Annotated in this window: 11 protein-coding genes and 3 tRNA genes; 4 read left to right on the top strand and 10 right to left on the bottom strand. The window is 73.3% G+C overall.

The genetic code is table 11. From position 1 onward, the window contains the following. From ACL02O_RS21730 to leuC, 3 genes are all read right to left on the bottom strand, one after another. A partial coding sequence (locus ACL02O_RS21730) for an HU family DNA-binding protein (RefSeq protein WP_412819955.1) occupies positions 1–399 on the bottom strand: 399 nt, incomplete at its 3' end. A gap of 160 nt (positions 400–559) precedes the next feature. After that, positions 560–1,147 (bottom strand): 3-isopropylmalate dehydratase small subunit, encoded by a 588-nt coding sequence (gene leuD, locus ACL02O_RS21725; RefSeq protein ID WP_412819951.1) that lies wholly within the window; start codon positions 1,145–1,147, stop codon positions 560–562. A gap of 17 nt (positions 1,148–1,164) precedes the next feature. Beyond that, complete coding sequence (gene leuC, locus ACL02O_RS21720) at positions 1,165–2,607, bottom strand: 3-isopropylmalate dehydratase large subunit (RefSeq protein ID WP_412819950.1); 1,443 nt, start codon at positions 2,605–2,607, stop codon at positions 1,165–1,167. Positions 2,608–2,656: 49 nt separating this feature from the next. On the opposite strand from leuC, the gene ACL02O_RS21715 reads away from it, so the two are divergent. Then, positions 2,657–3,343 (top strand): IclR family transcriptional regulator, encoded by a 687-nt coding sequence (locus ACL02O_RS21715; protein WP_222953191.1) that lies wholly within the window; start codon positions 2,657–2,659, stop codon positions 3,341–3,343. 135 nt (positions 3,344–3,478) lie between these two features. Here ACL02O_RS21715 and ACL02O_RS21710 read toward each other — a convergent pair. From ACL02O_RS21710 to ACL02O_RS21695, 4 genes are all read right to left on the bottom strand, one after another. Then, positions 3,479–3,554, bottom strand: a tRNA-Glu gene (locus ACL02O_RS21710). A gap of 176 nt (positions 3,555–3,730) precedes the next feature. Next, a tRNA-Glu gene (locus ACL02O_RS21705) sits at positions 3,731–3,803 on the bottom strand. A 139-nt stretch (positions 3,804–3,942) separates the two neighbouring features. Continuing rightward, a tRNA-Gln gene (locus tag ACL02O_RS21700) sits at positions 3,943–4,014 on the bottom strand. Positions 4,015–4,120: 106 nt separating this feature from the next. Further along, positions 4,121–4,924, bottom strand: coding sequence for a fumarylacetoacetate hydrolase family protein (locus tag ACL02O_RS21695; RefSeq protein ID WP_412819949.1), 804 nt, complete (start codon positions 4,922–4,924; stop codon positions 4,121–4,123). Positions 4,925–5,101: 177 nt separating this feature from the next. On the opposite strand from ACL02O_RS21695, the gene ACL02O_RS21690 reads away from it, so the two are divergent. Then, positions 5,102–6,481 carry a hypothetical protein gene (locus ACL02O_RS21690; protein WP_412819948.1) on the top strand — a complete coding sequence of 460 codons (1,380 nt, stop codon included), beginning with the start codon at positions 5,102–5,104 and terminating at the stop codon, positions 6,479–6,481. 33 nt (positions 6,482–6,514) lie between these two features. Then, positions 6,515–7,408, top strand: a complete 894-nt coding sequence (locus ACL02O_RS21685; RefSeq protein ID WP_412819947.1) for a 3-methyladenine DNA glycosylase — start codon at positions 6,515–6,517, stop codon at positions 7,406–7,408. Between the two features lie 213 nt (positions 7,409–7,621). Here the strand turns inward: ACL02O_RS21685 and ACL02O_RS21680 are convergent, their stop codons facing one another. After that, positions 7,622–8,755, bottom strand: coding sequence for a cellulose binding domain-containing protein (locus ACL02O_RS21680; protein ID WP_412819946.1), 1,134 nt, complete (start codon positions 8,753–8,755; stop codon positions 7,622–7,624). 109 nt (positions 8,756–8,864) lie between these two features. Continuing rightward, a complete protein-coding gene (locus tag ACL02O_RS21675; protein WP_412819945.1) occupies positions 8,865–9,440 on the bottom strand; it encodes a GNAT family N-acetyltransferase in 576 nt (191 codons plus the stop codon). Positions 9,441–9,552: 112 nt separating this feature from the next. Here ACL02O_RS21675 and ACL02O_RS21670 point away from each other — a divergent pair, with 112 nt between their 5' ends. Then, the gene (locus ACL02O_RS21670) at positions 9,553–11,979 is read left to right on the top strand and encodes a low temperature requirement protein A (RefSeq protein WP_412819944.1); all 2,427 of its coding nucleotides are present in this window, start codon (positions 9,553–9,555) and stop codon (positions 11,977–11,979) included. Between the two features lie 6 nt (positions 11,980–11,985). Here the strand turns inward: ACL02O_RS21670 and arfB are convergent, their stop codons facing one another. After that, on the bottom strand, positions 11,986–12,411 hold the full coding sequence (gene arfB / locus ACL02O_RS21665) for an alternative ribosome rescue aminoacyl-tRNA hydrolase ArfB (RefSeq protein ID WP_412819943.1): 426 nt from the start codon (positions 12,409–12,411) through the stop codon (positions 11,986–11,988). Position 12,412 lies beyond the last annotated feature (1 nt).

Genomic DNA, 12,412 nt, shown 5'->3' with positions numbered 1-12,412 from the left:
CGCCGGCGCGGCCTTCTTGGCGGCGGCGGCCGTGGTGGTCTTCTTCGCCGCGGCCGCCTTGGCCCCGGTGGTCCTGGCCGCCGCGGCGGCGGTCTTCTTGGCGGCGGCCGTGGCCTTCGGCACCTTGCCGCTGGCCACCATCTCCTTGAAACCGGCACCCGGGCGGAACGTCGGGACGGAGGTCTTCTTGACCTTCACCGCCTCGCCGGTCCGCGGATTACGCGCTGTTCGGGCACCTCGGACGCGCTTTTCGAACGCTCCGAATCCGGTGATTGCCACCTTCTCGCCCTTGGTGACCGCCCCCTGGACCTCGGCGAGGACCGCGTCGAGCGCGGCCGTCGCCGTCTTCCGGTCCCCCAGGCGAACAGCGAGCGCCTCGATGAGCTCGGCCTTGTTCACGACTTCCTCCCGATTGTGCAACTGACTCGACGCGAGCCATTCTGCGCGCACGGTATGCCCTGTGCTGCCTGGACACAAACATTCGGTGGAAAAAAGCCCTTGTGTCGTAACGGATTCGCCCCCACCAGCGGGGCCGGTGGGGGCGAAAAGCTATCTGCGGTCAGGCGACCGAGGGCAGGAACGACGGCCGGGACGCCTCGTACGCGCCGATCTCGGCCTCGTGGCGAAGGGTGAGTCCAATGTCATCCAAGCCTTCCAACAGCCGCCAGCGGCTGTGCTCGTCCAGCGGGAAGGCCCAGGTGGCGTCCCCGGCATGGACCTGGCGGGCCGTGAGGTCGACCGTGATCGGGGTGGTTGGCTCGGATTCCACCAGATCCCAGAGTTCTTCCACGGCTTTCAATTCGAGCTCCACCGGAAGGAGCCCTTCCTTGAGTGCGTTGCCCCGGAAGATGTCACCGAAGCGGGGAGAGATCACGGCCCGGAAGCCCCAGTCCCGCAGCGCCCAGACGGCGTGCTCCCGCGAGGAGCCGGTGCCGAACTCGGGACCGGCGATGAGAATCGACGCACCCGAATGGGCGGGATCGTTCAGAACGAATGACGGATCCTCCCGCCACGCGTTGAAGAGCCCGTCGGCGAAACCGGTCCGGGTCACCCGCTTGAGGTACACGGCCGGGATGATCTGATCGGTGTCCACGTTGGATCGGCGCAGCGGCACGGCGGTGCCGGTGTGGGTGGTGAACTTGTCCATCGGAATCGGCTGCCCTTCTACAGGTCGGCGGGGGCGGCCAGCCGGCCGGCCACGGCGGTGGCGGCGGCGACCGGCGGGGACACCAGGTGGGTGCGCCCACCCCGGCCCTGGCGGCCCTCGAAGTTGCGGTTGGAGGTCGAGGCCGAGCGCTGGCCCGGCTTCAGCGTGTCGGGGTTCATCCCGAGACACATGGAGCAGCCGGCGAAGCGCCACTCGGCGCCGGCGTCGGTGAAGACCTTGTCCAGGCCCTCCGCCTCGGCGGACTCGCGAACCGCCGCCGAGCCGGGAACCACCAGCATGCGTACGCCGTCGGCCACCTGGTGCCCGCGCAGCACGTCGGCGGCGGCCCGCAGGTCCTCCAGCCGGCCGTTGGTGCAGGAACCCACGAAGACCACGTCCACGGCGAGGTCGCGCAGCGGGGTGCCGGCCTTCAGGTCCATGTACTCCAGGGCCCGGCGGGCGGCGACCCGCTCCGGCTCGGTGACGAACTCCTCCGGGTCCGGCACGGCCGCGCCGAGCGGCACGCCCTGACCGGGGTTGGTGCCCCAGGTGACGAAGGGGGTGATCCGGCCGGCGTCCAGGGTCACCTCGGTGTCGAAGGTGGCGCCCTCATCGGTGGGCAGCGTCTTCCAGTAGGCCACCGCGGCGTCCCAGTCGGCCCCCTGCGGCGCGTTCGGCCGCCCCTTCAGGTACGCGAAGGTGGTCTCGTCCGGCGCGATCATGCCGGCCTTGGCGCCCCACTCGATGGACATGTTGGCGATGGTCATCCGGCCCTCCATGGAGAGGTCGCGGATAGCCTCGCCCCGGTACTCCACGACGTGCCCGCGCCCGCCGCCGGTGCCCATCTGGGCGATCAGCGCCAGCACCAGGTCCTTGGCGGTGACACCCGGGGCGAGCCGGCCGCTGACGTTCACCGCCATGGTCTTCGGCCGGGCCTGCGGCAACGTCTGGGTGGCCAGCACGTGCTCGACCTCGCTGGTGCCGATGCCGAAGGCGAGCGCGCCGAACGCGCCGTGGGTGGCGGTGTGCGAGTCGCCGCAGACGATCGTCATGCCCGGTTGGGTGAGCCCCAGCTGCGGGCCGATCACGTGCACGATGCCCTGGTTCTCGTCGCCGAGCGGGTGCAGCCGTACGCCGAACTCGGCGCAGTTGCGGCGCAGCGTCTCGATCTGGGTGCGGGAGGTGGGGTCCGCGATGGTGAGCAGGTCGCCGCGCCGGGACCGGAACGCCGGGTCGTCGTATCCGGTCGGGGTGTTGTGGTCCTCGGTCGCGATCGTCAGGTCGGTGCGCCGCACCGGGCGGCCGGCGAGGCGCAGGCCGTCGAACGCCTGCGGGCTGGTGACCTCGTGCAGCAGGTGCAGGTCGATGAAGAGCAGATCCGGCTCGCCGTCGGCGGAGCGGACGACGTGCGCGTCCCAGACCTTCTCGGCCAGGGTCCTCGGTTGAGTGACTCCCACCATCTGGACATCCTAAATTCTGGGAGGTAAATTTCGGCTTGTGGGACACAGTATGAGCGGTGTCGGCGTTCTCGACAAGGCGGTGGTCATCCTGGCCGCCTGTGTCGACGGCGCCAGCCTGGCCGAACTCGTTGAACGCACCAAGCTGCCCCGGGCCACCGCGCACCGGCTGGCACAGGCGCTGGAGATCCACCGGATGCTGGTCCGGGACACCCAGGGCCGCTGGCGCCCGGGCCCCCGGCTCGGCGAACTGGCCAACGCCGCGCCGGACGTGCTGCTGACCGCGGCCGAACCGCTGCTCGCCGCGCTGCGCGACGCCACCGGGGAGAGCGCCCAGCTCTACCTGCGCCGGGCCGACGAGCGCATCTGCGTGGCCGCGGCCGAACGGGCCAGCGGCCTGCGGGACACCGTCCCGGTCGGCTCGGTGCTGCCGATGACGGCCGGCTCCGCGGCGCAGATCCTGCTGGCCTGGGAGCCGCCGGAGGCGGTCATGCCGCTGCTGCCCCGCTCCAAGTTCACCGGCCGTACCCTCGCCGAGGTGCGCCGTCGCGGCTGGGCGCAGAGCGTTGCCGAGCGGGAGGCCGGGGTGGCGAGCGTCTCCGCCCCGATCCGCGACCGGACCGGCCGGGTCATCGCCGCGATCAGTGTCTCCGGCCCGATCGAGCGCCTCGGCCGCCGCCCCGGCGAACGCCACGCCATGGCGGTCGTCCGGGCCGGCCAACGCCTCTCCGGCCTCTGATACCGCCCGGCTGATCGGCTCGACCTGCCGGGGGCCGGTGCGTCCGCCACCCCACGGGCCCGCCGGCATGCCGCAGGCCGAGTCGACCGACCAGCACGAACGGCCCGTCTCGCTGAGCGAGACGGGCCGTCGGTGTGGTAGCCCCGACCGGATTCGAACCGGCGCTACCGCCTTGAGAGGGCGGCGTCCTGGGCCGCTAGACGACGGGGCCAGGCACTTTTCCTGCTTCAGCACCCTGACGAGCGGTGCGGCAGTAGTCTATCGGCACCGCCACGGGCCGGCCGAGGGGGGTCACCCTTGTCCGGGTGACTGGCGACCGGACGCCGGAGCGGGCGGCGCGGACACGAAACAACCCGCCCCACCAGGTGGGACGGGCTGTCAGCGCTGTAGCCCCGACCGGATTCGAACCGGCGCTACCGCCTTGAGAGGGCGGCGTCCTGGGCCGCTAGACGACGGGGCCAGAACTTCCTGCTCCCCCGCCCGATCCGGGGCGAGGAAGCTGCACTCTATCAGAGATCATCCGCCGCCCCTCTCGCGAGGAGCGGAGCGGAACTCCGCCAGAATCCAGCGTCCGGGATTCTCGCGAATCCGCGGCTGCGCTGGGGTACCAGGACTCGAACCTAGACTAACTGAACCAGAATCAGTCGGGCTGCCAATTACCCCATACCCCATTGGCCCCTTGCGGCGCCGGGAATGAACTTTACCCTCCCCGTGCCGACAGGCCAAATCCAACCCCTCGAACCGCACCTGAACTGCGGAAACGAGGCGTCGGACGCATCAGGCGACCGGCACCACCGGGTTGGTGAGCTCACCGATCCCCTCGATCCGCACGGTGACCGTATCCCCGTCCGTGAGCGGGCTAACCCCCGCCGGGGTGCCCGTCAGCACCACGTCACCGGGGAGCAACGTCATCACGTGGGAGATGTACGACACCAGGGCCGGAACGTCGAAGACCATGTCCTTGGTCCGGCCGAGCTGGCGGACCTCCATCTCCTCCGGGTTGCGACCCACCTCACAGCGGATCTCCAGGTCGGAGACGTCCAGGCCGGTGGTGATCCACGGACCGATCGGGCAGAACGAGTCGAAGCCCTTGGCCCGGGTCCACTGCCCGTCGGAGCGCTGGAGATCCCGCGCGGTGACGTCGTTGGCGCAGGTGTAGCCGAAGATGGCCCGCTCGGCGGCGGCCCGGTCGGCCCGGCGCGCCCCGGGAGCGCCGATGACCACGGCCAACTCCGCCTCGTGTTCCACGTGCTTGGAGAAGACCGGCAGGCGGATCGCGTCCCGGGGGCCGATGACGGAGGTGGAGGGCTTGAGGAAGAGCAACGGCTCCTTGGGCACCTCGCTGCCGTGCTCGGCGGCATGCTCGGCGTAGTTGCGGCCCACGCAGACCACCTTGCTCGGCAGGATCGGCGAGAGCAGCCGGACGTCGGAGAGCGCCCAACGGGCACCGGAGAACTGGATCTGGCCGAACGGGTGCCCGTCGATCTCGGCGATGGTCAGGCCCTGCGGCCCGGCCTCCGGCTCGCCCTCGACGACCCCGAACGACATTCCCTTGGCATGAGCGAAACGAGCGATACGCACGCCGCCAATCTATCCCCGGCGACCCGCCCGGCCACGCCGGACGCGGCCGGGCCCGCCGCAGCCGGGTCGGCGGGCCCGCCACGATACGCCGACCCGCGCCGACCGGGGCGGGATTGGCGGCTTCGTACCCGCCCGGCGGGCCCCGGCCCATAGCTTCGGGTCCGGAGGTTCGTTCGTATGCCTGCATCGAGACGACACCACAGGGCCCTGGCCGTGATCGTGAACTGCCTCGGCGTCCTCGCCGCCGTACCGGCGCTACCGGCGACGGCACCCCGGGCGGTGGCCGCGCCCGCGCACCCGGCGCCCGCGGCACCAGCGCAACGCGCCACCCCGATCCCGACCGGCGTGCCGGCGGCCCCGCCCGCGGTGGCCCCGACGAAGGCGGCACCGATCCAGCTGTCGACGCCGCCGGTCACCGTGGCGGTGACCGCGGCCGGCACCCCGGCGCCGGGATACCGGATCCAGGTGCGCAACGCCGGGAACAGCATGGTGGAGACGACCGTGCGGCAGGAGCTGCCCACCGGCGCGCGGGCGACCACGGTGACCGGCGGCGGCCGGGCCACCACCCCGATCGGATCGACCGGGGCCAACGAGGTGACCTGGCGACTGCGGCTGCCGGCCCAGAGCACCACGACGCTGCACACCGCGCTCAGCACCACCACCCAGGGCCGGTCGGTGACCGCGCCCGCCTGCGTGTACGGCACCGACGGCACCCGGCCGTACGACTGCGCCACGGCGACCTGGACGGGCCCGGGGGTGATCCCGGCGGCGAAGGTGGCGGCGGCGCCCGCCTGGCGACGCCCGCCGGTGCTGCTGGCCGCCCTGACCGCGGCCCTGGTGGTGGTGGTCGGTGGGCTCTGGTGGTGGTGGCGCCGACGCCGGCAGCGGGCCGGCCTGGCGCCGGGCGGCCCGGCGGCGGCGAGCGCCGGCAGCCCGGCCGTCGCGGGCGGGGCGGGTGGCCCGGCGGATCGCGGCACCGTGTACCCGCGCCCGGCAATGCCCGCAGTGGCGGGACGACGGCGCACCCCACCGGTCTGGCTGATGGTCGGGGTCGCGGCGGCGGTGCTGGCCGGCGTGGTCGGCGCGGCGGCGTGGACGGCCACCCAGCGGGTCTCCGCGATCGACACCGCCAAACAGCCGACCAGCGGCGCGTGGATGGGCAGGAGCGTCTCCGGAGCGCTCGGGGTCCCGCTGCGCGAGGCGGCGTTCGAGTTCACCGTCTACCGGGTGGCCTGCGGCGCCGCGAACCTGCCGATGGCCAGGCCGGGTAGCCGGCAGTGCCTGGCCACGGTCGGGGTGCGCAACCTCACCCCGGCCGAGCAGACCTGGCACGGCCAGTTGCAGCGCGCCTACCTGCCGGGCGGCGACTGGGTGTCCACCGACGAGGACGCCACCCAGGTGGCCAACCTCGGCCGGGACGTCTTCGCCAAGCCGGTCGCCGCGGGCAGCCGGGTGCTCCTGCCGCTGGTCTTCACCCTGCACGGCGACGACCCGCCGAAGCAGTTGGAGCTGCGCAGCGGGGTGTTCTCGGCCGGGGTCCGGGTGGACGTGCCCTGATCGGGGGCGGGCGGCGGTCGTACCCTTGGCTCCGTGACCGCCGCCCTCGCCCCCGCCGCCGCCCTCGACGCGGCCGACTGGCAGGTCCGGCGTCGGGCCCACGAGGAGCGGGTCGACGCCTGGCTGGCGCCGCACCTGGCCCGCCGGCGGACCGGGGTGAAGCATCCGGTGGAGGACTTCCTCTTCACCTACTACTCGCACCGCCCCGCCCAGTTGCGCCGCTGGCACCCGGGTGCGGGGGTGCTGTTGCGGGACGCGGACCCGGCCGAGTTCGACCCCGACTACCGGGCCACCGCCGCCGGGCTCACCCTCGACACCGATCGGGTACGCGCCCGGCGCGCCGAGTCGGTCACCTGGGTCCGTACGCTGCTCGCGGCGACCGCCGGCCGCCCCGCGAACTTCGGCTGCTTCGGCATGCACGAGTGGGCGATGGTCTACCGGCAGACCCAGAACGAGGTGCGCCACAACGCCTGGCCGCTGCGGCTCAGCCCGGAGGCCACCGCCGCGGTGGTCGAGGAGCGGGGCGTGCGGTGCAGCCACTTCGACGCATTCCGGTTCTTCACCCCGCCGGCCCGGCCGCTGAACCTGCTCACCCCGACCCGGGACAGCCAGCACGCGCTGGAGCAGCCGGGCTGCCTGCACGCCAACATGGATCTCTACAAGTGGGCGTACAAGCTCTCTCCGCTGGTGCCGTCGGAGCTGGTGGCGGAGTGCTTCGCGCTGGCCCGGGAGATCCGCGCGCTGGACATGCGGGCCAGCCCGTACGACCTGGCCGGCCTCGGGTATCCGCCGGTGCGGGTGGAGACCCCGGAGGGCCGGGCCGAGTACGCCGCCGCCCAGCGTGGCTTCGCCGATCGGGCCACCGTCCTGCGGGCCCGGCTGCTCGGCGCGCTGGACCGGCCGGAGCTGGCCGACGGCGCCGACTGACCGGGCCGGCCCCGACGCGGCACGGCGGCACGGCACGGCGGCACGGCACGGCGGCACGGCACGGCGTGATCGACTCGGGGTGCGCCGAAGCGTGCCTTCCACGAGCTGCGACACGCCAACTTCCCGCACGTCGAGTTGATCACGGGCGCGCCGGGCGACCGGGGGCACCGGCCGGGACCCGCCGGACTCGCCGACGGGGGCCCCGCGCCCGGGTCAGCCGGCGGTGCAGCTCACCAGCGGTGTCAGCACCGGACCGCCGCTGGCCAGGAAGCCCCAGCTGGTCTCGGCGGACGGGGACAGAGCCCCGTTCCAGCTCACGTTCCGGGCGGTCACCGCGGTGCCGCTCTGCGTCACCTCCGCGCCCCACGCCTGGGTGATCCGCTGATCGTCGGGGAGCGTGAAGCGGATCGTCCAGCCGGCGGTCGGCGCGGTGCCGGTGTTGCGGACCGTGACCTCACCCTGGAAGCCGCCCGGCCACTGCCCGACGGTCCGGTAGGTCGCCGCGCAGCCGCCGGCCGGAGTCCCGGTCGGGGTGGGCGTCGGGCTGCCGGTCGGCGGCGGCGTGGGGCTGCCCGTCGGGCTCGGGCTGCCGGTCGGCGAGGTGGTGGGCGTCGGGGTGGTCCGGCGCAGGGCCGCGGTGAGCGCCGGGTACCAGCGGTCGGACATCTTCTGGTCGCCGGCCGCGTTCGGGTGCACCCCGTCGTAGGTGTCGGTGGCCGTGTCGAAGCCGGTCCACTGGTCGACCACCACGACCGGCGAGGCAGCCGCGGTCTTTCCCGCCGCCCAGCCGTCGATGGCGGAGTTGAGCGCGACCACCCGCTGGCCGCACTCGGGGCAGCTGCTCGGGTTCATCGGGATGATCTTCGCGACCAGCACGGCCGTCGCCGGGTTGCTGGCCCGCATCTGGTCCACCAGCTTGGAGTACGCGGTCAGGATGGCGGCGGGCGCGATGTTGCTCCACACGTCGTTGGTGCCGAAGTGCATCAGTACGACGTCCGGACGGGTGGCGGCGAGCCAGCCGGGCAGCAGGTCCTGGTTGGCCACGTTGGTCACCAGGTAACCGCCGTGCCCCTCGTTGTCCCCGTCGTACGGCAGGGCGCAGCCCTGCGGGCCGAGGGTGCCGACGAAGTCGACGTCGGTGTACCCGGTGCTCTGCAGGCGGTTCCAGAGCACCGATCGCCAGCAGCCCGGCGACCCGGTGATGGAGTCGCCGAGCGGCATGACGCGGACCGGGGTGACGGCCGCGGCGGCCGGTGGCGCCGTCGGCATGAGGGCGAAGCCGAGGGCGAGGGCGGGCAGGAGGGCGGCGACCGCGGTCAGGGCGGCGCGCACGGGTGTACGGGGCATGAGGACGGGACTCCTGTCACGTGACGTGGTGGTCGGTGACGGCCCGGCGCTCCCGTAGGTATTGAAGCGGTTCAACGCCGCGCGCTCAACCCGGTCCCGCGCTGCGGGCTCAGCCCTCCGGACACCCCCGGTGCCGCATCCACTCCGGGGCGAGGATCGACATCATGACGGCGTCCGCCCAGCCGTCGCCGTCGCGCAGCACCTGCCGCTCCACGCCCTCGACCACGAAGCCGACCTTCTCGTACACCCGGCGGGCCCGCGGGTTGAACACGAACACGTGCAGCCCGATCCGGTGCAGGCCGAGCTGCTCGAAGCCGTATCCGACGATGAGCCGGGTCGCCTCCGTGCCGAGCCCGCGGTCCCGGCCGGCCGGGCCGACCAGGGTGCGGAAGGTGCAGTTGTCGTTGTGCCGGTCCCACTCGTACAGAACCACCTCGCCGACGCAGTCCCCGGTGGCCCGGTCCACCACGGCCAGGTCGAGCCGGTCGGTCTGGGCGCTGCGGCTGCCGTACCAGTCGCGCAACCGGTCCAGGTCGAACCGCTCCTGCCGCGGGCTGCCGGTCAGCCGGACCACCTCCGGGTCGGCCAGGATCGCCTGGAAGGTGTCGGCGTCGGCGGCGGTGAACGGGCGCAGCAGCACCCGCTCGCCGGTGAGCGTGGGCTTGATCGAGAAGTCGGTCGGCACGCGGCGAATTCTGAGCGGGCCGACGGGGCCGCCTCAATCCCTTTTCACCCGGCCGGCGCCCGCTTCGCGCGATCACCGGCCAGCCCTCCCGCCGGTTGGGCAGAGTGAGGTGGTGGGCGGCGTCGGTCGGATCCAGCTGGCCGGCGACGGGAGCGTCAGCCGGCTGGAGCTCTTCCTGGACCTGATCTTCGTCTTCGCCTTTCTCAACGTCACCGGCGTCACGGCCGAGCAGCTCAACCCGGCGGGGCTGCCGCGCGGCCTGCTGTTGCTGGTGCTGCTCTGGTGGTGCTGGGCTTCGTTCGCCTGGCTCGGCAACACCCTCCGGCTGGACCGGGGCGTCATGCCGGTGGTGATGTTCGGGCTCAGCGCGGCCATGTTCGTACTGGGGCTGACCGTTCGGGAGGCGTTCCTCGACCGCCCCGGCGGGCTGTCCGGGCCGGTGGTGTTCGCGATGGGTTACCTGTTCGTCCGGGCCACCGTGCTGGGGGTCGCCACGCTGGCCGGGACCGGCCCGGGGCGGGGTCGCCGGCTGTTCCTCCAGGCCTGGCCACTGGCGCTGGCCGGTGCCCTGTTCCTGCTCGCCGCCGCCACGGTGCCCGGCCGGATCGAGGACCCGGTGGCCCGGGAGTGGGCCCGTTTCGCGCTGGTGGCCTGCGCGATCGTCGTCGAGTACGGCGGGGCGCTACTGGTCGGGTCGGGCCTGTGGCGGATCACCTCGATCCCGTACTGGGCGGAGCGGCACAGCCTGATCGTCCTGATCGGGTTCGGCGAGACGATCATCTCGGTGGGGTTGAGCCAGGGGGTGGCGGTGGCCCAGCCGTTGACCCCGGCGGTGCTGGCCGGGGTGCTGCTCGGGGTGGGGCTGGCCGGCGCCCTCTGGTGGACGTACTTCGACGTGGCCCGGTTCGTCGCCGAGAAGTCCCTGGAGCGGGTCTCCGGGGAGCGCCGCACGCGGCTCGGCCGGGACGCGTACAGCTTCCTGCACCTGCCGATGATGGCCGGGCTGATCATGGTGGCGCTCGGCCTGAAGGAGGCGCTCGGCGAACTGCGGATGCACAGCGACGAGGTGGGGCGGGGGCTCGTGCCGCTGGTGCTCTACGGCGGGGTGGCCCTCTACCTGCTCGGGCTGATCCTCTTCGAGCTCCGTACGCTGCGCTTCCTGGGCCGCTCGCCGTTGCTCGGCATCGTGCTGGTGGCGCTGCTCGCCCCGCTCGCCCCACACCTGCCGGTGCTGGCCGAGCTGACCCTGCTCACCGCGGCGGCGGCCGCGATGGCGCTGGCCGACGCGACGGTCTTCCGGCACCGGCACCGGCGGCTGCACGCGCAGATCGCCCCGGTGCACGAGCAGGCCGGGGTGACCCCGAAGGAGCTCTTCTTCGACCTGGTCTTCGTGTATGCGTTCCTCCAGGTGGCCGCGCTGATGGCCGACGATCCGACCTGGCGCGGCCTGGGCCGGGGGCTGCTCGTGCTCACCGTGCTCTGGCTCGCCTGGGCCGGATACGCCTGGCTGGCCGCGGTGGTCCGCTCGGAGACCGCGGTGGTGCGCCTGGTGATGGTCACGGTGGTCGGGCTGACCGCGCTGATCACCCTGGCCAGCCCGCAGGCGTTCGTCGGCGCGCTCGGTGGCCTCCCGGGGCCGCTGGTCTTCGTCGGCTGCTACGCGGTCATCCGCCTGCTGCACCTGGCCGCGTTCGGGCTGCTGGCGTGGCAGGCTCCGGGCTGGCGGACGCCACCGGCGGGCACCGCCCTGCCGACGCTGCTCGCGCTGGCCCTGCTGCTGGCCGCGGCGCTGCTGCCCCGCCCGGTCGACGACATCCGCGACTTCACCCCGGCACAGCTCGGACTGTGGCTGCTGGCCATCGCGATCGACTTCGCCGGAAACGCCCGGATCGGCCTGCGACACCTGCGGATCGGCTCGGCGGAGCACTGGACCGACCGGCACGGCCTGATCATCATCATCGGGCTCGGCGAGGCGGTGATCTCCACGGGTTCGGCGGTGGTCTACACGCCCGTCTCGGCCCGGATCATCGTGGCGGTGGTCCTGGGCACCGCCCTGCTGGCCAGCCTGTGGTGGATCTACTTCGGCTGGGACAGCACCGAAGGCGAACGGACCCTGGCGGCGACCGGGGGCACCCGCCGGACCCGACTGGCCCGCGACGCGTACACCTGGCTGCACCTGCCGATGGTGGCCGGGATCGTGCTGGTCTCGCTCGGCCTGCGCAAGACCATGTCGGTGCTGGGCAGCCGGGGTTTCTTCGAGTTCGGGCCGCCGCCGTACCTGGTGGGCCACGTGGCGCTCTTCGCCGGGGTGCTGCTCTATCTGCTCGGCGACCTCGCGTTCCGCTGGCGGATGACGGGACGAATCCGGCCGGCCCGGCTGGTCCAGACGGTCGTGGTCGCGGCCCTGCTGCCACTGACCACCTCGCTGGCGGCGCTCCTGGCGCTGGGCGTGCTCGCCGTGGTCTGCCTGGGCTTCACCGCGTTCGAGGTGGCTCGGGGGCACGAGCGGGCCGGCGTCCGGCCGGTGACCGCCCGCTGAACTCGCTCAGTCCCCGTCCACCCGGCGGTCGCGCTTGCGCTGGGACCGGCGCTTCTTCTCGGCCAGCCGGCGCTCCTTGGCCGCCCGCGACGGGCGGGTCGGGCGGCGCGGCTTCGGGGGCGGTGCGACCGCCTCCCGCAGCAGGGCGGCCATCCGGTCGCGGGCGGCCTCCCGGTTGGCCAACTGCGCCCGGTGCTCGCTGGCCGCCACGGTCAGCACGCCGTCGACCAGCCGGTTGGCGAGCCGGTCGAGGGCCCGGGCACGCAGCGGTTCGGGCACGCTGGGCGAGCCGGCCAGGTCGAAGCTGAGCTCCACCCGGGAGTCGGCGGTGTTGACCCCCTGGCCGCCCGGCCCGGACGAGCGGGAGAACCGCTCCCGCAGCTCGGCGGCGGGGACCACGAGCCGGTCGGTCACCCGCAGTCCGTCGTCCACG

The sequence above is a fragment of the Micromonospora mangrovicola genome (assembly GCF_047200535.1).
Lineage (GTDB): Bacteria > Actinomycetota > Actinomycetes > Mycobacteriales > Micromonosporaceae > Micromonospora.
The sequence above is the reverse complement of the archived record's forward strand: the minus strand, read 5'-3'. Positions and strand labels throughout refer to the sequence as shown.

Coding starts and splice junctions, on each gene's coding strand:
- leuC (WP_412819950.1), bottom strand. CDS start 2,607: ATGGTGGGAGTCACTCAACCGAGGACCCTGGCCGAGAAGGTCTGGGAC.
- ACL02O_RS21690 (WP_412819948.1), top strand. CDS start 5,102: ATGCCTGCATCGAGACGACACCACAGGGCCCTGGCCGTGATCGTGAAC.
- leuD (WP_412819951.1), bottom strand. CDS start 1,147: ATGGACAAGTTCACCACCCACACCGGCACCGCCGTGCCGCTGCGCCGA.
- ACL02O_RS21715 (WP_222953191.1), top strand. CDS start 2,657: ATGAGCGGTGTCGGCGTTCTCGACAAGGCGGTGGTCATCCTGGCCGCC.
- ACL02O_RS21680 (WP_412819946.1), bottom strand. CDS start 8,755: ATGCCCCGTACACCCGTGCGCGCCGCCCTGACCGCGGTCGCCGCCCTC.